We start from the raw sequence: 23157 nt of genomic DNA on the forward strand, positions 1-23157 counted from the left end.
TATGATAAATGGCTTTAGTATCCAGTAAGGAAATGTTGGAGGACGCCTATAAAAACCATTATGCCATTGGAGCGTTTGCAGCGCATAACCTTGAAATTTTAAAAGCAATATGTGACAAGGCGGACCGGTTGGGTGCCCCGATAATCATTCAGGCCACTCCAGGGACGCTGAAATATTTGGAAATAGGCCGGTTGGTAAGCATGGTGAAGGCAACTGCCGAGAAAGTGAAAATACCCATTGCACTCCATCTGGATCATGGTGACTCCTTTGAAACTGCGATGAAATGTCTGAGAGCTGGATTTACATCGATTATGGTAGATGGATCTCATTTACCGTTTGAAGAAAATGTGAAACTGGTTGAAAGTGTAGTGAAAGTTGCAAGGCCGATGGGAGTGCCTGTGGAAGCGGAGCTGGGGACCATCGGAGGTGTAGAAGATGATCTTGAGGTGGAAGAGGCAAATGCCTTAATGACAGATCCTGGAGCAGCTAGTATTTTTGTGAAGCAAACAGGGATTGATTCTTTTGCCCCTGCCTTTGGGACTGCACATGGGCTTTATAAAAAGGAACCTGACCTTCGGTTTGGCCTCTTGGAAGAGATTTTCAACTTGACGAACATACCGATAGTCATGCATGGTGCGTCGGGGGTCCCGGATGAAAGCGTAACGAAGGCCTTGCAATATGGAGTAGCAAAAGTAAATTTTTCTACCGAGTTGAAGGTAGCATTTGCGAGTGAATTGAAAAATTACCTACAGGAGAATCCAGACCAGATTGACCCGAGAAAGTATCTAGTCCCAGCCATGGAAGCGGTATCGACTATTGTTGAGAAGAAAATCGAGCTTCTCGGTTCGTCACAAAGGGTCGCTCAAAGTTGATTACTACTGTCACGCTGAATGCTGCCATCGATAAGACCTATTGGATTTCTCCATTTCAGATGGGGAAAACCAACAGAATATCGAAGCAAAGGGTTGAACCCGGCGGTAAGGGAGTCAACGCTGCAAAGGTACTATCCTCATTAGGAGTCAATGTGACGGTTACTGGTTTTGTTGGAGGTACAAGTGGAAGCGAGCTAAAACGCCTGCTAAGTGTATATCCAATCCAGCAAAGGTGGAAAGAAGTGGCCGGTGAAACAAGGACCTGCCTTAATCTCATTGATGAATCACAATCGATGGAAACCGAACTCCTTGAAAAGGGGCTTCAAATAAACCAAGAGGATTGGAAAGGGTTTAAAGAACTATTAAAAACAATAACAGCAGGAAGCAGTCTTGTCCTTCTTTCTGGAAGCCTGCCTGATGGTCTCGGGTCTGGCGCTTATCGGGAGTTGGTATCCATGATCCGGAATATGGGGATAAGTGTCGGTGTTGATGCCAGTGGATCTGCATTCAGGGATTGCATCGCAAGCAGGCCTACCATCATTAAACCGAATATTCATGAGTTGGAAGAGTATTGTGGGAAGCCTTTGGTTTCACAAAAGGAAATCATTGAAGAAGCAAGTAAAATCTATAAAAAAGGCATATCCTATGTTTTTGTATCAATGGGAAAGGACGGCGCAATCGGAATATCCAATGATGGAATATATAGAGCTCGTATTGCACCAATCCAAGCGGTGAATACGATTGGTTGTGGAGATGCAACCTTTGCAGGGATGGCATTGGTTCTTGAAAGATCAGAGGACGTGGTGAAAGCATTAAAAAGCGGCATGGCAGCTGGAATGGCCAATGCGCTGAGTGAAGGTGCCGGTATTGTGATAAGAAAGGATTATGAGAGGTTTTATGAAAATATAGCCGTTGAAAAAATAGAAGAGGTGAGTGGATGAACAGTCATACTTGGAATGAGATATCAAATCAACATGAAGCACTTCGACAAACTTTAGTCGTTATGGAGGGCTTTCACCTTCCGTCAGTATCTGCAGATGAGATTCATATTTTCACAGGTTGTGGAACGTCCTATTATCTGGCGCATTCGGCAGCAAAATATTATCAGAAAACGACCGGGAAAACAGCGATTGCTGTTCAGTCTTCTGAAATTCTAATAGAAGAAGACAGCGTGTTTGCAAAAGGGTGCTCCTATCGGCTTGTTGCCATCTCCCGATCGGGGACCACAACCGAAGTAGTCAAAGCTCTTGAGCATGTCAAGAACAGACAAGACATAAAAACGGTGGCCATCACGTGTAATAAAGATAGCAAAACGGCTGTTCTCTCGGACCGTTCGATCGTTTTGGACTTTATTGATGAAAAAAGTGTCGTGATGACCCAATCGTTTTCGTGTATGTTGTTTGCCCTGCAGTTGTATGCAGCTTTTTCTACAGACGATTTAACGAAGAAAAACTTCCTTAAAGGTTTGCCGGAACTGTCAAAAGAAGTTATGAAAGAAAAAGAAATGCTGAAATCTCTTGCCCAAAATAAAAAGCTTGGAAGATATATATTTTTGGGTGCAGGTGCTTTTCATGGACTTGCCAAGGAAGCGACATTAAAATTAAAGGAAATGACCCAGACGGAATGCGAAAGCTACTCGACGTTGGAATTTCGTCATGGCCCTATATCTATAGTGGACGAAACGACAGTGGTTGTCCTTTTATCGTCCGAGAATTCAGAGTATTATGATAAGTCGGTGGTTTCTGATATCCAAAATAAAGGAGGGACAGTGGTAGTCATGACCAAGGATGATTCATCCTTGACTGGGGATTTTACAGTAAGGCTCCCAACTTCAATGCCTTCTGACGAGATGCTGGTAGCTTGCATGCCTCATCTTCAACTGCTGGCATTCTATAAAGCTCTTGATTTGGGACTTGATCCTGATCGACCAAGAAATCTGACACAGGTCGTTCGGTTGAATATTTAATAGGTTGCTTGAAAATGGAGGGATGAGATGGGTTATACATTGGCAGTGGATATTGGGGGCACCAAAATAGCGGCAGGGATAATGGATGATAAGAAGGAGTGGGTTTCTGATTTTACTCAGAAAAGCGATGTGGCAACCCGGGAGGCAATGTATGATTGTCTGCTATCGACAATGTATCAAGCGATTGGTAAAGCCGGTTTGAAAAAGGAACAGATTGATAGGTTCGGAGTGGCATTACCAGGAATACTGGACATTGAATCGGGAATTGCCATCTATCAAAATAATCTTCCATGGCGGAATTTTCCTCTCAGAGGGATGCTTCAGAAGGAATTCCCAAATGGGACATTTTGCTTGGAGCATGATGTTTCAGCTGCGGCACTAGGTGAATATGCAGTCCGAAAGCATGTCTCGGAGATTTTTATTTATGTAACCGTAAGTACAGGGATTGCTGCAACGATACTTCATAGGGGTGAACCTATTCGTGGGGACGGGTCGGCAGGGGAGATCGGATTTTTCCCTATTGGTAAGGGGACGCTGGAATCCAATGCCTCCGGGTCTGCTATGGAAAGGGAATTGAATGAAGTATACAAGATAAACTCGATAGATGAAGGAATGAAGTTATGGCATTCAGGAAATCTAGAAATGGAAGGATTTTTTTCAGAAAAAGCCACTAGGTTAGCACTCGCGATTTTTCAGCTGACTGCTTCACTTGGTCCGGAAAAGGTCGTCTTGGGCGGAGGGGTGATCAATAATCAGCCTGAATTCTTTGAACTGATTTATAAAAAATTCAAGCTATTATGTACGCATCCCATCCAAAATGACTGGATTCTGAAGCTTGAAAAAAGCGTTTTGAAGGAGAAATCCGGATTGTTTGGAGCAGCTACAAAAGCCCGTTATCTAAAAAGAAATGCCATTATGTTTGGGGAAATCAGACCGGATAGCCTGTAAAAGGTAAATGAAAAGTGATGGGAGGGAATCATCGTTGAAAATAGGAGTGATTGGATATGGAAAACGTGCAGGGCATATCATGGCAGCTTTGCAACAGATGGAGCCGCAATGTGATGTGACTGCCATTACGGATACAAGTCCGGATATCATTAATGAGAGTTTAGGTGAGAAATCAAACAACATCCATTTCTACGAAGTTCCCGAACATATGCTTGAGAAGGAGAAACTGGATGGTATTATCATCGGCACGAGATGCTCCCTTCATACCAAGATGGCACTAAAAGTATTTCCGTATAACCTCCCGTTGTTTCTGGAAAAGCCGGTGGCGATCAATGAAACGGATCTCCTGAAATTGAAAAAAGGACATGAGGAATTCCCTTCTCCTGTGATGGTGTCATTCCCTTTAAGGGCAACTCCAATCATCGAGCAGGTAAAAAAAATCATTGATTCAGGACTTGTAGGTACAATTGAACATGTTCAGGCAGTAAACAATGTACCCTATGGAGGGAATTATTATCAGGGGTGGTACAGGGATGAGGAGGAAACAGGGGGACTGTTTCTGCAAAAAGCGACGCATGACTTCGATTATATCAATTATCTTGTTGGGAGCACCCCAGTTCAGATATCTGCGATGCAATCAAAACAGATCTACAAGGGGCAAAAGCCTGCTGGGTTGATGTGCGTGAATTGCGAGGAAAAGTATACTTGTCGAGAAAGCGCTGTCATGAAGAGGTTGAATGAGGAACAGGTCTTTGGTGAATACTGCTGTTTCGCAAACGATACTGGTAACCATGATTCCGCAAGCGTCCTCATCCGCTATGATACCGGCATGCACGCTGTCTATTCGCAAAACTTCTTTGTGCGCAAGGAAGCAAAAGCAAGAGGAGCAAGGCTGATGGGGTATAAAGGGACAGTAGAATTTGATTTTTACACCGATACGATAAAGGTGTTCATGCATCACAATAATAGGGTGGAAACACACGTAATAAACGAAAAAGACAGGGCCCATTTTGGCGGGGACAGGAATCTCGCGCGAAATTTTATAGCTATGATGAGGGGCAATGCCCTATCCATTTCAACATTGGAGGATGGAATTCTCAGCGCTCTTATGTGTATAAAAGCAAGGGAATCTGCAATGGGTGAACGATTTGAGGAAATCACATTTAAAAGAATATGAAACAGGTGGGGGTGACAAAAATGAAGTTTGGCATAAGTTCATACAGTTTATATAAAGCCATGAAGGCTGGAGAGATTTCATTTCTTGATGCCCTTGATTGGGTGAAGAATATTGGTGCTGAACATTTTGAGGTGGTACCACTGGGTTTTGACCTGCTTGAAGATGACTCCTTAGTAATGGAAATAAGAAATCGAGCGGAGATGCTAGATTTGGAGCTTTCGAACTATGCAATAGGAGCGAACTTCATTCAACAGACAAATGCAGAAGTGGAAAAGGAGATTGATAGGGTAAAAAAGCACGTGGATATTGCAAACGAACTTGGAATGAAGTTCATGCGCCATGATGTTGCTTCAAGACCTCCTAAAGAAGCTGATATATCACAATTTTATGATGATCTTCCTATTTTAGCAGAAGCATGCAGGGAAGTGGCAGCACATGCCGAACAATACGGGATAATCACCAGTGTGGAAAATCACGGATTTTTTGTCCAGGAAAGTGATAGGGTCAAACTGCTTGTAGAACTAGTGAATCGACCGAATTTCCGTACCACTTTGGATATTGGGAATTTTCTATGCGCGGATGAGAATCCTGTAATAGCTGTCCGTAATAACCTTTCCTTGGCTTCGATGGTGCATATCAAGGATTTTTATTACAGGACCCAACCCGTACAAGATCCAGGGGAAGGGTGGTTTAAAACAAAAGCAGATAACTATCTGAGAGGAGCCATAGCAGGACACGGAGACCTTGAAATGCAGGAAATACTGAAGATCATCAAGTATTCGGATTACGATGGATACATATCCTTGGAGTTCGAAGGGATGGAAGATTGCAGGCTTGGTACAAGAGTGGGCTTTCAGAACTTACGCTCTTTATGGGAGAAAATTTAGGTATTTTTCAAATAATGTTTAAAAAAGAACAAAGGGGGAGTAAACGAATGCTTAAAGTAGGTGTCATTGGACTTGGGTCCATATCAGAACATCACATAAACCCGTATTTAAAAAATGATGATGTTGAACTGGTAGCTTTTTGTGATATTAACGAGCAACGTCTAAAGGATAAAGGGCAACAGTATAACGTTCCGAAGCTTTATTCAGATTACAGGGAGCTTTTGAATGATCAGGCCATTGATGCAGTCAGTATCTGCACTTGGAACAATTCCCATGCAGAAATAGCAGAGGCATGTCTTCAAGCTGGAAAACATGTACTGGTGGAAAAACCGCTCAGCATCACTTTGGAAGAAGCGGATAAAGTCAAAAAAGCGGCAGAGGAGTCCAATAAGGTAGCCCAGGTCGGTTTTGTAAGACGCTTTGGAAACAATACAAAAATCCTGAAGGAATTCATCGATTCAGGGGAATTGGGAGAGTTATATTATGCAAAAGCCTCCATCCTGAGAAGACTGGGTAACCCTGGTGGATGGTTTTCGGATAAGGAACGCTCAGGTGGCGGACCCCTCATCGACCTTGGCGTGCATGTCATTGACCTTTGCTGGTATCTGATGGGAAAACCAAAGCCGATTTCGGTTTCAGGGAATACCTATTCCAGGCTTGGAAACAGAAACAATATCAAAAATCTTGATTTCTATAAAGCGGCAGACTACGATCCGATTAAAAATGATGTAGAAGACCTAGCAAATGTACTGATCCGATTTGAAAACGGAGCATCACTTTTTGTTGACGTCAGCTTTACCTTGCATATGAAGAAGGATGAAACATCCATCAAATTGTATGGAGATCAAGGTGGCGCAGAAATCGAACCTGAGCTTTTACTGGTAAAGGAAATGAATAATACAATCATGAACATTGATCCTCAAATAGACAAAAAAGCCTTTGATTATCGTCAGGCATTTCATAGCGAAGTGAACCATTTCATCGACTGCTGCCTTGGAAGATCGGTATTATTGGCGCCGATAAGTGATGGCTATGAAATTATGAAAATATTGACTGCTGTCTACGAGTCAGCAGAAAGTAAAAGGGAAATTTATTTTACGTGATCAACAGCGTTATTTTTATATGTCATAAGTAAAACAAATTCTTTCAAGCAGGAGGGTGATGGACCAATGCAAATGATTATATATATGGATGATAATATCGATGTGGGCAATGGGATGTTAAAGATTGATACCAGTGAAAAGTTGCAAGATGCCTTATTTAATGGCATTTGGGAAGAAAGTAGTTTGCTATTGGTCAGTGGAAGAATATCCGGATTGGAAACACTAATGGCAAGGGCAGAGGTTATCTTTGTATCACCTGAATATTATCTGCAGCATATAGAAAAATGGAAGGACCATAAGCCTGGTACCATTAACTTATATGCTGATCTGCATCACCAGGATTCTACTAGAAGGATGCTTGAGGAAATAAAAGGGCATTCTAATAATAAAAAAGGGGTTTTTAGGCTCCGAAGACAGTTTGACCATTCCTCAATTTTTAACAAAGCATTGGGGGATATGCTTGTGTCCGGCAGCGTATTCGGTGGGATGAAAAATATCTATGCTAAATCTGTCATGGACGATCATGCAGAGACAGGACACCTGATCATGGCTGTGAGATTTGAGGGAAATGTCATGGCACATCTCGAATACACTGTTCTTTGTTCCAATAAGGAGTTATTGGAAATGGAATGGTCTTCACTAAATACAGTCATAGAATATTCAACCGAAAATCAGGCAATGAGCTATTTATCAAACGATAAAAGGCAGCGGGTGAAATTGGATCCGTGGTCCATAGTGGAAAATTCCATGATCGTGGATGCATCTTTGCAAAAGGAAATGGTTGCTCTTATGGAAAACATGCCGTTTATTAAAAGGGAGGTCTCATAATGGTGAAGGTTGGAATTATGAGCTTTGCCCATATGCATGCATATAGCTATGCAAAATGTCTGCAGCAGCTTCCGGGAGTGGAACTCATCGGAATATTTGATGAGAATATGGATAGAGGAAAAGAGGCGTCAAGCCAATTTAACACAAAATACTTCAACGATATGGACTTGTTTTTGCTTGAAGAAATGGATGCAGTCATCGTCTGCAGCGAAAATAACAGGCACAAGGAAATGGTTGTAAAAGCTGCCTATGCAAAAAAGCAAATATTGTGTGAAAAGCCATTGGCTACAAACTTGCAGGACGCCAAGGAAATGATAGCTGTTTGTAAAGAAAATGGGGTTATTCTTCAAACTGCTTTTCCGGTCAGGTTCAGCAAAGCGATCCGGGAGCTGAAGAGTTTGATAGATTGTGGTGAGATCGGGGAAATAGTAGCCATGCGAACAACCAACCGGGGGCAAAACCCTGGAGGTTGGTTTATCGACAAGGAACAATCCGGTGGAGGAGCAGTACTTGACCATACCGTTCACATGGTTGATATTATGCGATGGTATCTGGGTAAAGAAATAAAAGAGATTTTTGCCACAGTCGATTGTCTCTTCGGGTTGGAAAATATCGATGACGCCGGCTTGCTTACGATAGAATTTGAGGATGGGACTATTGCCTCACATGATACGAGCTGGTCAAGGACTTCCGCGTATCCATCCTGGGGTGATGCAACGATAGAAGTGATAGGGACGAAGAGAACAGTACGTGTCGACGCCTTTGGAGATATGCTGAAACTCTATAAAGATGAAACTGAACAAAAGTTTTCCTATGTTTATGCAGGGAAAGATATAGATTTGGGATTGATAGGGGATTTTGTTTCTGCTGTAAAAGACGGAAAAGCCCCATCCATCAGTGGGTATGATGGTTTGAAAGCGATGGAAGCTGCCTTAGCGGCATACAAATCCTCAGAATCCGGGAAACCTGTAACGCTATAATCATATCAAGGGAATTTTTAAAGGATACCCCATGTGGTGCTGCTCTTACTATGAGCTGCACAATAGGAAGGGGGTGTCCTTTTCTTTGGGAGAAAAACTCAAATTACCGATAGAACCTGACTCTCCTAATTTCCAAATTAATATATACGTAAGACAAAAATGGTGTTAAATTATATTTATAATATTTCGAAAACAGAAGTGTTTTGGCAATGTATGGGACAAGGGGGATGTTAATGAAGAAGAAAAAGTTCTTTAGATTGCTGTTTCTTTCGTTTTTGGTCATTATCCTTGCTTATACAGGAATCGTTTCAGGCGTCTATTTTTATAAAAATAAACAATTGGTACAGCTTGAGCGTAACAGCAGCTCACAAATGTTGATTACACAAACCCAAAAGACGATGGATCAACGGATACAAGTGGCACTAAGCGGGATAAGTCAGCTTCAAACAAATAATAATTTTAAAAATTACAGCTCAAACTTGGATGAAAATCTAGAAAACTATCATATAGTTCAACTTTACAATGAACTCCAGAGAATGAGCAGAAGTTTTGACCAGTTTAACTTTAACATCGGAATTTTGAAAATTGACGATAATACTGTCATTACGCCTCAAAATACTTTGCGTAAACAAGCGTTTCTTAAGAATATTGGGGTGGTCGAAGAAAAGGAAGAGCAGCTGCAGAAGTTCATTGAAGATAATAGCTGGTCCAGTTATTTCAGAATATTACAGATTAAATCTGATAGTGAAAAAAAACGATTGACAATTGTAAAAAAGCTGAGGGTGGACAAAGGGGGAGCGATTCTTTTCTTTTTGACCTTCCCGATTAATAATCCCTTTATCGATTTAAATTCGTCGATAGAAAACGCCTTTGCCATCACATCCAATGAGGACATTATTTTAATGGACTCTACCATTAAGGAAGGGAATGCAAGCTCCGTGTTGAGCTCAAAGGTTTTAAACGCAATAAGGAGCAATAGTCAAACCACCCCGACCTATTCGGTAAGTTCTGTCTCAGACTATAAGGTTCATTCCATTGGCTCTGAAATATTCCGGGATTGGAGTTATGTTTATGTGACAGAGGCGGATGTAGCAGGAGCAGGCAACCTGGTTTCAAATGGCTTGGCGGTTTTGATCATCCTATTGGCATTGGGGCTTTTACTGACGCTGGCTTTTGCAAATTATACATATCGGCCTGTAAAGAAAGTGGTAAGCGCTTTAAATTTGGAGCAGGACATGGATGACAAAGATGAATTTTCATTTATTCATAAGGTTGCCATGGATATGCAGAAGATGAATAAACACCTGCAGCTTACCATCGAGCAAAATCAACTTCCTTTAAAGGTCAAATTCCTAAGAGATCTTCTCTTTGGATTGATTCCAAAGGAAAGGATAGCTGAAAAGGTCAAGCAATTAAATCTTGATATTCTTACAGATGAATTTTCGCTAGTGATTGTATCCTATGGAAAGAATAGCGACCTTAATGAGCAATTGTCACGAGAGGGACTCCATCAGTTGAAATCCAAAATGGTCACACTGCTTGAAAACACACTGAAAACCCAGACTGATATAGAAGTAATTGAGCTGGAGTCAGAAAAGCTCGTAATTATCATTAAAGAAACTGATACAGAAACCTTAAAGAACTTGATTGTTCAATTTTATAATCATCTTCCGGAAAATCTCCTTGGAAATATAGTTACAGCCATAGCTTCCCCTTCTTCATCGTTCGACGAGCTGGAAAATGCCTACAAACAGGCTACCAATCTATTGGAATATAGGATAATGATCGATAAAAAAGGGATTCTTACGATGGAAGACATTGCGCATCTCGAGAATGATTCTTTTTATTATCCGATGGATGTAGAAAAAGATCTTATTCAATTTATCATTAACGGAAATAAGGAAAAAGCTTTTCTTATGTTGAATCATATTCTGAAAGAAAACCTTTATGAAAGGAAATTGAATAAGCAGGCACTTTCACAATTTGTATTCATCATTGCAGCGACAGTAAGCCGAATTCTTCAAAACATCAACAAGCCGGTTCAAGATATATTCACAAAAAACGATGAGATGTATATCGAACTTTCCTCTATTGATGATAAACGGACACTGGAAAAGAGGATTTTGCATGTTTTTGAGGAAGTTTTTCAAGAGATTGTCTCTGAAAGCACACCTGAAGCCAATTCGATAGCAGATGATTTAGTACGCTATATCCATGAAAACTATCAACAAGATATTTCTTTATCGGAACTAGCGGAGCACTTTAATTTATCTTCAAGTTATATCAGCACCATCTTCAAAGCGAATACAGGGGAAAACTTCAAGGAATTTCTGAATAGATACCGTATTCAAAAGGCAAAGGAAATACTTTCTTCCGAAGATATGAAAGTAAACCAGGTTGCTGAAATGGTTGGTTATAATAATGTAAATACTTTTATCCGTATTTTCAAAAAATATGTCGGTTTGTCTCCCGGACAATATGATAAATCCATTTAGGTGTACCGGTTATTCGGTGCACCTTTAATATTTATAGAAGCATTGGAAGAAAAGAATATATAAAATTTTGGATGCATCTACATTTCTTTCACTATAATTCGCGTTATTGAATATTCAGAACATTTAAATATCTAATGAAAAAACTCACCATATCCTTCAGTGAGAAAAGTGATTTAGTATTAATCTTAACAAGCCGGCTTGTTTCCAGGAAAACAGTAAGCGTTTACAAATTCATTACATAAGGAAAGGAGGGAATGTGTGTGCAGTCATCTATTCAGACGGAGCAACCTCGATCTGAAGTGAGACAAGTAAGAATGACGAGATTGCAAAAAATTAAAAGGAACTTGATAAGAGATAAATACCTCTATCTGATGCTTATCCCATTTATCCTATGGTATATCATTTTTCAGTATAAACCGATGTATGGTCTGCAGATCGCTTTTAAAGATTACAGTCTTTTCAAAGGGATTGCGGATAGCCCCTGGGTTGGTTTTGAGAATTTCGTCAGATTCTTTGAGAGTGAGTATTTTCTCAGAACATTGAAAAATACCGTACTGATCAGTTTCTATGGATTGATTTTCGGATTTCCGGCACCAATCATACTTGCATTATTATTAAATGAAGTTAAGCATATGACATTCAAAAAAACAGTGCAAACCATGACATACCTTCCGCATTTTATCTCCATTGTGGTAGTGGCAGGGATCGTGACCAACTTTTTGGCACCTACCAATGGCCTGGTTAACATTGTGATTGACAAATTTGGGGGAGAAAAGACATATTTTCTGACTGAACCTGGCTATTTCCGCTCCATCTTTATCGGAATGGGGATTTGGAAAGACGTAGGCTTCAATGCAATCATCTACCTTGCAGCCATAGCAGGAATAAACCCCCAGCTCTATGAGGCGGCTAAAATGGATGGCGCAAATAGATGGAAACAGATATGGCATGTTACCATACCGTGCATCATTCCTACCATTGTCATTCTCTTTATCATCAATATCGGAAACTTTCTCGAGGTCGGATATGAAGCAATCATCCTTTTATACCAACCCAGCACCTACGAAACTGCTGATGTCATCAACACCTATGTATACCGGGCAGGTCTTCAGGGTGGACAATATGAAATCGGCGCAGCTGCAGGGCTATTCAATTCAGTAGTGGGACTGATTTTGGTCGTGCTTGCAAATAAAATCAGCAAAAAGCTAACTCAGAATGGTTTATGGTAGGTGAAGAAAATGAAAAAATCACTAGGTGAAAAAATATCCGACAGCATAATCTATGGTTTTTTGGCTCTTTTGGCCATTGCTTGTGTTTATCCGTTTATCTATGTATTTTCAGCCTCGATCAGCTCGTCACAATCCGTATTATCCGGTGATGTGCTGTTGCTACCCAAAGATATTAACTTTAATGCATATGCAAGGGTTCTCACGGAACCAGGAATCTGGATGGCGTATGGAAATACGCTCTACTATACCCTCCTCGGTACCATTGTAAACCTCTTGTTTACAATCTGCGGGGCTTACCCTTTATCGAAAAAGAGGTTGATGGGAAAAAGCTTTATCGCATTTTTCATTGCCTTCACGATGTGGTTTCAAGCAGGTATCATTCCAACCTTTTTGAACTTTAAGGAGCTTGGGTTACTGGATACCCGAACTAGCGTAATTATAGGATTTGCCATCTCGACCTTTTTGGTCTTTATCATGCGAAGCTTTTTTCAATCAATTCCGGATTCATTAGAGGAATCGGCCAAGGTGGATGGTGCAAATGATCTGCAGATTTTATGGAAAATCTATTTACCTTTATCAAAACCGGCATTGGTGACTGTAGGATTATTCTATGCTGTTGCCAGGTGGAATGGGTACTTCTGGGCAATGATACTTTTAAATGATGAAAGCAAGATTCCATTGCAGGTCTTATTGAAGAAATTGATAGTGGAAATGAGCTTGAGTGAGGAAATGATGGGTGTCATGGATGTTGCATCCCAGTATTCCAAGGAAACGATCATCTACGCCACCATCATTGTATCCATAATTCCTATCATTCTCGTATATCCATACCTGCAAAAATACTTTGTGAAGGGAACCATGCTAGGCGGCATCAAAGAATAGTGATAATGGTACGCCTATAGCTGGATCAATAAACCCTAATGTATTTATTTAATGGAGAGGAGGGTCCGATCAATACTTAATACTTTTTATAAAAAAACATTAACAGGGGGAAAGATGGATGTTTAAAAAATATTTTATGGTATTTCTAGTGGTGATAATGGCATTGGTAAGTGCTTGCAGTAACGATACTTCGGCACCAGAGGAGAAGGATGAAGAAAAGACTCCTAATGAAGGTACTGAAAATTCCACCCTTGTCAGTAAAGACCCGATGGAGATGACAATTCATCTACATTATAACAATGGTAATGTGGTATTTGACGATAATTGGAAGACGTTTGAAGTTGCTGCCGAGAAAACAAATGTGTCACTAAAGGGAGTTGCTCCGAAATCTTCCACAGATAGCGCGGAGGCTTTCAATTTGATGGTAGCCTCCGGTGAAATTCCCGATCTTGTACAAGGTTCAAAGGTAAATTTGAATAAATACGGCAAAGAGGGTGCATTCCTGCCGTTACAGGATTTAATCAAAGAGCATGCACCGAATATCCAGAAGTATCTGGATGAAATGCCCGAAATCACAAAAATCTCCAATGCATCTGATGGGAATCTCTATCACATTCCATTTATTGCTGATGGAGAAGCTGCAGAAGGCTGGTTTGTTCGCCAGGATTGGCTGGATAAATTGGACTTGGAAGTGCCACAGACAACAGAAGAATTATATACCGTGCTGAAGGCATTCAGGGAGCAGGATCCAAATGGAAACGGCAAAAAGGACGAAATACCATATTTCACAAGAATCAACTATCGTGTTGCTGATTTAGCGACATTGTGGGGCGGGTTCGGCTCCTTCTATATTAAAGATGGGAAAGTGGCTTTCGGCCCTTATGAAAAAGAATTCTCTGATGCAATGGAAAATATCGCGAAATGGTATTCCGAAGGACTCATTGATCCTGAGATTTTCACAAGAGGCAATAATGCACGTGATGAGCTTTTAGGAAATGACATCGGTGGCGCTACTCACGACTGGTTTGGTAGTACTGCAAATTACAATAATACATTAAAGGCGCAGATTCCAGATTTTAACTTTGTCCCAATGGCACCACCAGAAAATACGAAAGGCAACCGTGTAGAACCGACTATCCGCTCTCCATTCGGTAACCTTTCAGGCGTGGCAATTGGTTACTCAAATGAAGACCCTGTTGCAGCAATTAAATATTTGGACTTCTTCTTTACTGAAGAAGGCAGAAAGCTTATGAACTATGGCGTAGAGGGCGAAACCTATACATTGGAAGGCGGCAAGCCTGTATTTACAGAAGAAGTGCTGAGCAGCAGTGATATACCGGGCAAATTGCGTGAGATCGGTGCACAGGTCATCTTCCCGTATCATCAGGATTTTGAGTACGAAAAGCAATGGATGAATCCAATAGCTGTTCAAGGTGCAGAAGACTATATTAAAAACGATTACTTTATGGAGCATTATCCATTCGTAACCATGACGGATGAAGAGGAAAAACTCTACAACGACCTTCAACCGCAGATCATGACTTATATCAATGAAACGATGCAAAAGTGGATTCTTGGGGCAGAGAATGTAAACTATGAGAACTTTAAGAGTCGCCTGGACCAAATGGGTGTGAAGGACCTTATCAAAATCCATGAAGATGCATATGAACGTTATTTGAATGATTAATGACGATTTGACAAGGGTGCCATCGCACCCTTGTTAAATAATTGAACCATAAGAGGAGGAGCTTTATGTCAAATGTGAGATTTGATGCAACTGAAGTCAAGGATGAAGGCATCTTTCAAAGCACCAAGTATGGAGAGACCGAGAAGATTACACGTGATTATGTAGAAAATGCAATCGGACATGTGCTAAAAAAAATTGATCAAAGCCTTGACCAGTTTACCGATCAATTCCCGGCACCAAGCAGCAATAATCAAGTATACAAGGCAATTGATAATGTAGAGTGGACTACCAGTTTCTGGACTGGCATGCTTTGGCTGGCTTATGAAGTGACGAATGATGAGAAATACCGAAGGGTTGCGGAAAAGCAAGTTCAGAGCTTCAAAGAAAGAATTGAAAACAGAATATCTGTGAATCACCATGATGTTGGATTTCTTTATACCTTGTCCTGCGTAAGCGCCTTCAAATTAACGGGAAATATAGATGCAAAAAATGCAGCATTGGAGGCTGCGGACCTGCTCATTACCCGATATTTTGAAAAAGCCGGTATCCTCCAGGCATGGGGAGATTTAAAGGACCCTAAGCAAAGAGGCCGGATGATCATTGACTGTAATATGAATCTGCCTTTATTGTATTGGGCAAGTGAAGTTACAGGTGATCAGAAGTATCGGGAAATTGCTTCTAGTCATATAAAACAGGCGGCAAAATATATAGTCAGGGAAGATGCCTCCACATTCCATACCTTTTATATGGATCCGGATACAGGGTCTCCATTAAAAGGTGATACGCACCAGGGTTTTTCTGACGACTCCTGTTGGGCTCGAGGTCAGGCATGGGGAATGTATGGTTTTCCACTCAGCTATACATATATAAGTGACTGGGACCTGATGGAACTGAGCAAAAAGATCACCAATTATTTTCTGAATCGCTTGCCGGAAGACCATGTCTGCTATTGGGACCTGATTTATACGGAAGGGGAGGAAGAAAGGGACAGTTCTGCGGCAGCCATTGCTGCTTGCGGCATGCTGGAAATGGTGAAGTGCCTGCCACTTACCGACCCTTATCGTGATTACTATCAGAATGCAGCCATCAAAATTATCAAATCCTTGCATCAAAACTATACAACGGAGGTTGAAGTGGAAGCCAATGGAATTCTGAAGCATGCTGTCTATTACAAGGGAGGCAACATGGGTGTAGATGAAAGCTGTATTTGGGGCGATTACTACTATTTCGAAGCCTTGGTAAGACTCTTGAAAGATTGGAAGCTTTATTGGTAAGTAGATATCTATTTTTATGGAAAGTCAACGGTCGTTAATCAGTGTCAATCGTCTATTCGGGAGAATAATAAAAATAAATGCGGAGGTTGAATATGAAAAAGATATTCATCGTTGTAGTGTCCCTATTATTGGTGTTGACCACCTTTATACAGCCGAAAGACAGAACCGCAAAGGCTGCTGCAGAGGATCTGATCGTGAATGGTGGATTTGAGGAAGTTACAACAGCAAGTGGATGGAAGGATAATGTTGCACCAGTTGGAACATCAAAATATACATTCAGCGGTGGACCAATCTACTCTGTAGATACCGGGGAAAGTCACACCGGGAGCAATTCAGTGAAAATTGAATCTGAAACAGCAGCCAGAGGGGCGGTAATCCAACAAACCACAGACTTTCAGATAGGGGAAACCTATTTATTGAGTGGGTGGATAAAAACTGAAGATGTAACAAAGGCCCTGGTTCGTTTTCAAATCAACAGATCCGGTGCATCAAACACTCTGGTAAATATCAAGGAAGTAACTGGTACCAGTGACTGGACTTATTTTGAACGTGTTATTACGGTACCTGAAGCCTCTACTCTTATAAAAGTGGAATCTTTCTTGGAGAACTCAACAGGGAAGGTGTGGTTTGACGACTACTCTATCAGAAAAGTAGTGGAGTTGGAACAACTGAACCTGACACCTTCAACTGTATCCATGAATCAAGGAGATACCCAGCAGCTTGAGCTGACATATTTTCCTGAAAATACATCCCAGCGCATGGTCACCTGGACCTCCTCCAATGAAGAGGTGGTGACTGTAACGGCAGATGGCTTGGTAAGTGCAGTAGGAGATGGTTATTCCTTCGTACAGGCAGCCTCCATCGACGGGAATATCACTTCTACAGCTGCTATAAGTGTAGGTGCTGCGGAATCACTCACGGTAGATGATTTTTCAGGTACTTCACAGGAAGGGATACTCGAAGGACAGCTTAGTGCAACGGACAGCAATGGAAGCGCGATTACTTACTCACTTGCAGTAGAGCCGAAGCATGGTGTAGTAAACGTTCGCCAGGATGGTACCTTCTCTTATTATCCTGATGACCAATATAGCGGGGAGGATCGATTCATATTTATGGCCAGTATTGAAAATGGTGGACCGAAATTTGGTACAGCTACTATAACTACGGACGGTGGATATTCAACACCTGACTTAGATCTTCTCTGGTATTCGACCCCGAAAAATACAACACTTGAAAATCAACTGCAAAAAGTGATCTATCCGAACCCAGATGAATTAGTCTGGGCAAAGGCTGGGGAACCAGAAAACGGACAATTGGAGTTACAAACGGACGGTACATTCCGGTATACACCTTCAGAAAATTATGTCGGATTTGATCATTTTGAAGTTTCAGTAGAAAATCCATCAGGAGAAGTAGTGAAGGATAAGGTAACAGTATTTGTCCTACCGGATACAGGAGATTTTATTTCTCAATTTAATGAAAACAATGAGTCCGGAAGCCATCCAAGGTTATTGGCAGACAACCAGCGATTTGAAGAGATCCGCAGTATGGTGGAAACAGATCGCTATATGAAGGAATGGTTTGGTCTGTTGAAAGATGCAGCAGATTCAGTCCTCCAGACGAAGCCGATTGCTTATGATGGCGGGTCAAGTTATGGAATCATTCGTGACCGGCTAATCAATACGGCACTTATGTACAGGATAAGTGGGGAAGAAAAGTATGCACAAAGAGCGGTGGAAGAACTTGATGCCATATCTGCATATAAGGATTGGTATGGTAAAACAAATAATATGATCCCTCTTTCAGAGCTGACATTTAGCGTAGCCTTGGCCTATGACTGGCTACATAATTACATGACAGAAGAACAGAAGGAGAAATTCGCTACAGCGATCCGCGAAAAATCGTTGAGTGTCGGATTGGAATGGTACCAGGATAAATTCCGGCATAATGGTGAGTACAATAATATCAATCTAGTTAATAATGGTGGTTTTCCATTGGCAGCCCTTGCCATAATGGATAAAGATGAGGAGTCACAAGAGATGGCTGCGCAGGTACTGCGAGGCGCCTATTATAAGCTTCAGCAAACCCTCCGATTCTACCAAGAGGATGGGTCTTGGCTTGAAGGTCCTGCATATTGGCATTACGGAGGGCAATATCTTACCTATATGATGGCTTCAATGAATAACGTCCTGGGGGAGGATTACGGATTATCACAGCTGGATGGTGTCAAGAACTCCGGGGAATTTCCAGTCCATCTACTAGGTGAGGGTGGTTTCTTCAATTTTTATGATGGCGGCATTTCAATGGCACAGCCTGAATCCATGTGGTTTGCAGATTTCTATGATCGACCGGACAATGCGTGGCATCTTGGTGATCTTTACGATAGAAAAGGAGTTTATGATCCTTTGTATCTCGTATTTTATAAGGATGGCATGTTCGATCAGCAACCTGTGAAATTGGATCGTACTTTCGATGGGATAGAAGGGATATCCATGAGAAGTGCATGGAATGACCCTAATGCTCTATTTGTTTCGATGAAAGGCTTCAATGATACATTATTAAGCCATCATGACCTTGATGCAGGAAGCTTTGTCTTTGATGGACTTGGAACAAGATGGGCCATGGACCTTGGAAACGAATCGTACAGTCTTCCAGGATTCTGGGACTACAAAAATACTAGATGGAGCTATTACAGAAAAACGGCGGAAGGGCACAATACTTTAGTTGTAAACCCAAAGGAAAATCCGATCATGCAACAGCAGCATGATGCCAAGGCAATGCTGATCAATAGTGAATCCAAGCCACAGGGGTCGTTCGGCATCCTGGATTTGACCGAACGTCATCCTAATGATGCTGTTTCAATGAAACGTGGTATGATGCTCTCCAATCAGCGTAGAGAGGTTATCCTTCAAGATGAAATGAAATTCATGAAGCCATCTGAGCTTTATTGGTTTATGCATACACAGGCTGACATTGAAATTATTGAAGATGGAAAAGCGGCTATATTATCACAAGAGGATAAAAAGCTTTATGTAATGATGCTCAATGCTCCCGAGCTTGCCGTCTTTTCTGAAATGAATGCAGAGCCTTTGCCTACATCTCCAAATCCGGATGGCCAAACACCAAATCATGGTGTCAGAAAGCTGGCCGTCCATATGACAGATATAGAGGAGGCGACCCTATCCATTTGGATGGTACCGCTATGGGAAGGGGAAGAACTTCCGGATGCACCATCATTTGCCCCATTAACTCAGTGGCAAATACCGGATGGAGATCTTATTCCAAAACCAACCAGACCTGAAGTAACGGATTTAAAAGTGAATGGCACGACAATACCTGGATTTCATCCTGACAACACTTATTACGAACTGATTGTTCCTTTTGATGTGGAAGATGTTCCATTAGTAGAAGCGGACTCAGACTATGATGTAACTGTCATTCCTGCAGAGAATCTTCCTGGCAGAACGATTGTGGAAGTGGTGGATCCAGCTGACCCGGATCGAAAAAACAGATACACCATTCTCTTTGAAAAAGGACCGATTGAAGGCGAACTGCCTGCAGTCAATAAACTCCCGGTTGTAGATATTACAGCAAGCGCTGTTCCAGAAGCTGCACAAGGGAATACACCTGACAAAACTGTTGATGGTGACTTGAACACAAGGTGGGCAGCGTCCGGGGAGCAATGGATCCAATACAATCTAGGTGCAGAAAAGGAAGTCGGTGCAGTGTCCATCGCATATATGAATGGACATCAAAGAAATTACTTCTTCAATATCCAAGCTTCAATGGATGGGGAGAATTGGACAGAAGTATACAAAGGACAAAGTTCAGGGAATACCATAAAGCCGGAAGTGTTCCCGTTTGAGACGGTTACGGCTAGATATATCCGAATCAATGGGTCCGGGAACACAAGCAATAATTGGAACAGCTTGACGGAAGTTGGCATTTTTAAACCGGCACCGATCTACATGAAAGTGGATAACCCAGAAAGCATTAAATTGAAAAAAAATACTAAATTGAACGTATCATGGGTCTATTTCGATGGGAATGAGGTAAAAGCAGAAGATCTTATTATTTCTAGCAGTGATTCTTCCATAATTGAAGTGAAGAAAAATGGAAAACTAAAAGGTTTAAGGGTAGGGAAGGCAACCATTACGGTCACGGATAAACGATTCGGTTATGAAAAGACCTTCGAAGTTTTAGTCGAAAAACCCGGCAAAGGTAAAGGGGAAAGCGAATAAGGATAATTTAAAAAAATATTGTATTAAGGTGAATATCTGTTATAGGTTGCAGGGTGGAATCGAGATAACAATTGATTCTGCCCTGTAATAAGTGAGAGTCACCCAAGTGGAGGTGGAAGACAGTATGATTACTAATGGACAAACTACAGCTCTATACCGTTTTATGGAATGGATTATGAGATTTGCTTACCTGCAATTCTTGTGGATAGCCTGCATATGTTTAGGCCTATTTGTTGGAGGGATATTTCCTTCAACAACTGCAATGTTTGCGGTAGCTAGAAAATGGATTCGAAAAGAGACGGACGTTCAAATCGGCCCGTTATTCTGGAAACAATACAAATCAGATTTTATAAAAGCGAATGCAGTGGGATGGTTGATGCTGGCTGCAGGGTTTGTCCTATATTTTTATATGCGCTTTTTCCAGGGGAATGAAGGCGTCACATCACTTATTATGTTCGTAATCTTGGTTATTCTGATATTCCTATATTGTATGACGTTCATCTTTATTTTCCCTATTTTCGTCCACTACAGAATGTCCATCTTCCATTTGATTAGACATGCCACCATATTTGCCTTGGCTCATCCTTTTCATGGTATTACCATGGTCGTATTCATTGCTCTATTCATTTTAATAATTACTTTATTACCAGGCCTATTACCATTTTTGAGTTTTAGTATCCTTGCATTTTCCATGATGTGGATCGCAAATCTGGCATTTGAAAAAATAGATCACGCAACAAGTAGATAATAAGGAGGAAACAAAATGGAAATCAGACATGCAACCAATCCAATGGAAGCGAAGAACTATACCACAGAGCAACTGCGTAATCACTATCTTGCAGAGAAATTGTTTGAAAAAGGTGAATTGAAAATGCTTTACTCCCATGAAGATCGTATGGTAGTAGGAGGGGCAATTCCGTTTAAGGAGCCATTATTATTAGAAGCAACAGAATCATTGAAGACAAACTATTTCCTTGAAAGAAGAGAACTGGGTATTATCAATGTGGGAAATCAAGGAAGTGTAACAGTGGATGGGGAAAGGTACATATTAGGGAAAAAGGACTGCCTCTATATCGGGATGGGAAAAGAGGACGTGAGGTTCGAAAGCGAGGACAGTGATAACCCCGCAAGGTTTTATCTTGTGTCCACCCTTGCGCACAGGGAGTATCCAACGAAGAAGGTTGCGATTGATCAGGCGGAGCCGAATAGATTGGGATCCATTGCTGAATCGAATGAGCGAACCATATATAAATATATCCATTTTGAGGGAGTGCAAAGCTGTCAGCTCATGCTTGGCATGACACTATTGGAACCCAATAACATGTGGAATACGATGCCTGCCCATATTCATGACCGACGCAGTGAAATTTATTTTTATTTTGATATGCCGGATAACGGAAAGGTATTTCATTTCATGGGCCAGCCGGATGAAACAAGACATTTGGTCGTTGGGAATGAACAGGTTGTAGTTTCTCCTGCATGGTCAATCCACTCGGGTGTTGGCACAAGCAACTATTCTTTTATTTGGGCGATGGCTGGTGAAAATTACTCGTTCACAGACATGGATTTCATCGACATGAATGAATTGAAGTAGGTGATGGATATGAATCTATTTTCTTTGGAAGGAAAAACAGCCCTGGTGACTGGTGCGGCTGCCGGGATCGGGCAGGCAATAGCTGTCGGCTATGCGAAAGCCGGGGCTCGCCTCTTGTTACTTGGTCATCGGGATAATCTAGGAGAAACTAAGAAACTAGTGGAGGAAGCAGGAGGTATGGCGGATGAGATTATTTTGGACCTGCAGGAAGTAGACGGCATCAAAGACAAGTATCAATCACTATTATCAAATTATGAAATTGATATTCTAGTGAATAATGCAGGAATCATACGGCGTGAACCTGCCCTGGAGTACAGCAGGCAAAATTGGGATGCAGTCATGGATACCAACATAAACTCTGTATTTGTACTTTCACAGGAAGTGGCAAGGGGGATGATTGGCCGAAAAAGAGGGAAAATCATCAATATAGCTTCTTTATTATCTTTTCAAGGGGGAGTTTTCGTCCCAGCTTATACAGCAAGCAAGCATGCCATTCAAGGCTTGACAAAGGCATTTGCAAACGAATGGGCGAATGATGGCATTCAAGTGAATGCCATCGCTCCTGGGTATATAGCTACCAATAACACTAAGGCACTGCGTGATGATGAAGCAAGAAATTCATCCATTCTGGAACGTATCCCTTCTGGTCGATGGGGTAGACCAGAAGATTTAGCAGGTGCTGCAGTTTTTTTGGCATCTTCTGCATCGGACTATGTTACTGGACATACACTCGTTGTGGATGGCGGATGGATGGCAAGGTAGATTATTGGTTGTTGACTAGAAGAGTTTAACGATGGACCTGACACTCAGAGATTTAATTACTGAGGGTCAGGGATTTTTTTCTCTATGGCATTGCATGTGACCTTAGTAAAGAAAAAGGAGAGTGTGTAGGTCTCAACTGGGTCTAGACTATAAAGTAGACACGGTTTGGAGAGACTTGTAAAAACAAGTATCTGGACTGGAGCGTGTTACGATGAGTAAAAGATATGACCCT

18 protein-coding genes are annotated in these 23157 nt (G+C 41.4%); all 18 read left to right on the forward strand.

Annotated features, from left to right (window positions below; all coding sequences use genetic code 11):
* Positions 1 to 8 precede the first annotated feature (8 nt).
* The 18 genes from fba to kduD all read left to right on the forward strand — a co-directional run bounded on the left by fba (position 9) and on the right by kduD (position 22925).
* Positions 9 to 872, forward strand: a complete 864-nt coding sequence (gene fba, locus ACFVAD_RS19595) for a class II fructose-1,6-bisphosphate aldolase (RefSeq protein ID WP_386644041.1) — start codon at positions 9 to 11, stop codon at positions 870 to 872.
* On the forward strand, positions 869 to 1813 hold the full coding sequence (locus tag ACFVAD_RS19600) for a 1-phosphofructokinase family hexose kinase (RefSeq protein ID WP_386644043.1): 945 nt from the start codon (positions 869 to 871) through the stop codon (positions 1811 to 1813). Before fba ends, ACFVAD_RS19600 begins: the two co-directional genes overlap by 4 nt.
* Positions 1810 to 2838: an SIS domain-containing protein gene (locus tag ACFVAD_RS19605; RefSeq protein WP_386644045.1), complete on the forward strand. Its 1029-nt coding sequence runs from the start codon at positions 1810 to 1812 to the stop codon at positions 2836 to 2838. Before ACFVAD_RS19600 ends, ACFVAD_RS19605 begins: the two co-directional genes overlap by 4 nt.
* 27 nt (positions 2839 to 2865) lie before the next feature.
* The gene (locus ACFVAD_RS19610) at positions 2866 to 3786 is read left to right on the forward strand and encodes an ROK family protein (RefSeq protein ID WP_386644047.1); all 921 of its coding nucleotides are present in this window, start codon (positions 2866 to 2868) and stop codon (positions 3784 to 3786) included.
* A 34-nt stretch (positions 3787 to 3820) separates the two neighbouring features.
* Positions 3821 to 4963, forward strand: a complete 1143-nt coding sequence (locus ACFVAD_RS19615) for a Gfo/Idh/MocA family protein (RefSeq protein WP_386644050.1) — start codon at positions 3821 to 3823, stop codon at positions 4961 to 4963.
* A 20-nt stretch (positions 4964 to 4983) separates the two neighbouring features.
* The gene (locus ACFVAD_RS19620) at positions 4984 to 5850 is read left to right on the forward strand and encodes a sugar phosphate isomerase/epimerase family protein (protein WP_386644052.1); all 867 of its coding nucleotides are present in this window, start codon (positions 4984 to 4986) and stop codon (positions 5848 to 5850) included.
* A gap of 47 nt (positions 5851 to 5897) precedes the next feature.
* Positions 5898 to 6953, forward strand: coding sequence for a Gfo/Idh/MocA family protein (locus ACFVAD_RS19625; protein ID WP_386644055.1), 1056 nt, complete (start codon positions 5898 to 5900; stop codon positions 6951 to 6953).
* A 66-nt stretch (positions 6954 to 7019) separates the two neighbouring features.
* Positions 7020 to 7781, forward strand: a complete 762-nt coding sequence (locus ACFVAD_RS19630; protein WP_386644057.1) for a hypothetical protein — start codon at positions 7020 to 7022, stop codon at positions 7779 to 7781.
* Between the two features lie 2 nt (positions 7782 to 7783).
* The gene (locus ACFVAD_RS19635) at positions 7784 to 8761 is read left to right on the forward strand and encodes a Gfo/Idh/MocA family protein (RefSeq protein ID WP_386644089.1); all 978 of its coding nucleotides are present in this window, start codon (positions 7784 to 7786) and stop codon (positions 8759 to 8761) included.
* Positions 8762 to 8994: 233 nt separating this feature from the next.
* Positions 8995 to 11256: a helix-turn-helix transcriptional regulator gene (locus ACFVAD_RS19640; protein ID WP_386644060.1), complete on the forward strand. Its 2262-nt coding sequence runs from the start codon at positions 8995 to 8997 to the stop codon at positions 11254 to 11256.
* Positions 11257 to 11510: 254 nt separating this feature from the next.
* Complete coding sequence (locus ACFVAD_RS19645; protein WP_386644062.1) at positions 11511 to 12485, forward strand: ABC transporter permease; 975 nt, start codon at positions 11511 to 11513, stop codon at positions 12483 to 12485.
* Between the two features lie 9 nt (positions 12486 to 12494).
* Positions 12495 to 13367 carry a carbohydrate ABC transporter permease gene (locus ACFVAD_RS19650; protein WP_386644065.1) on the forward strand — a complete coding sequence of 291 codons (873 nt, stop codon included), beginning with the start codon at positions 12495 to 12497 and terminating at the stop codon, positions 13365 to 13367.
* Between the two features lie 118 nt (positions 13368 to 13485).
* The gene (locus ACFVAD_RS19655) at positions 13486 to 15054 is read left to right on the forward strand and encodes an extracellular solute-binding protein (RefSeq protein WP_386644068.1); all 1569 of its coding nucleotides are present in this window, start codon (positions 13486 to 13488) and stop codon (positions 15052 to 15054) included.
* A 65-nt stretch (positions 15055 to 15119) separates the two neighbouring features.
* On the forward strand, positions 15120 to 16328 hold the full coding sequence (locus tag ACFVAD_RS19660) for a glycoside hydrolase family 88 protein (protein ID WP_386644070.1): 1209 nt from the start codon (positions 15120 to 15122) through the stop codon (positions 16326 to 16328).
* Positions 16329 to 16420: 92 nt separating this feature from the next.
* Positions 16421 to 20569, forward strand: a complete 4149-nt coding sequence (locus ACFVAD_RS19665; protein ID WP_386644074.1) for a discoidin domain-containing protein — start codon at positions 16421 to 16423, stop codon at positions 20567 to 20569.
* Positions 20570 to 20693: 124 nt separating this feature from the next.
* Complete coding sequence (locus tag ACFVAD_RS19670; protein ID WP_386644077.1) at positions 20694 to 21317, forward strand: YesL family protein; 624 nt, start codon at positions 20694 to 20696, stop codon at positions 21315 to 21317.
* A gap of 15 nt (positions 21318 to 21332) precedes the next feature.
* Positions 21333 to 22163, forward strand: coding sequence for a 5-dehydro-4-deoxy-D-glucuronate isomerase (gene kduI, locus ACFVAD_RS19675; protein WP_386644080.1), 831 nt, complete (start codon positions 21333 to 21335; stop codon positions 22161 to 22163).
* Positions 22164 to 22166: 3 nt separating this feature from the next.
* Entirely contained in the window at positions 22167 to 22925 is a 759-nt protein-coding gene (kduD, locus tag ACFVAD_RS19680; protein ID WP_386644083.1) for a 2-dehydro-3-deoxy-D-gluconate 5-dehydrogenase KduD, read from the forward strand.
* Positions 22926 to 23157 lie beyond the last annotated feature (232 nt).

This window comes from Sutcliffiella sp. NPDC057660 (assembly GCF_042800035.1).
GTDB lineage: Bacteria > Bacillota > Bacilli > Bacillales > Bacillaceae_I > Sutcliffiella_A.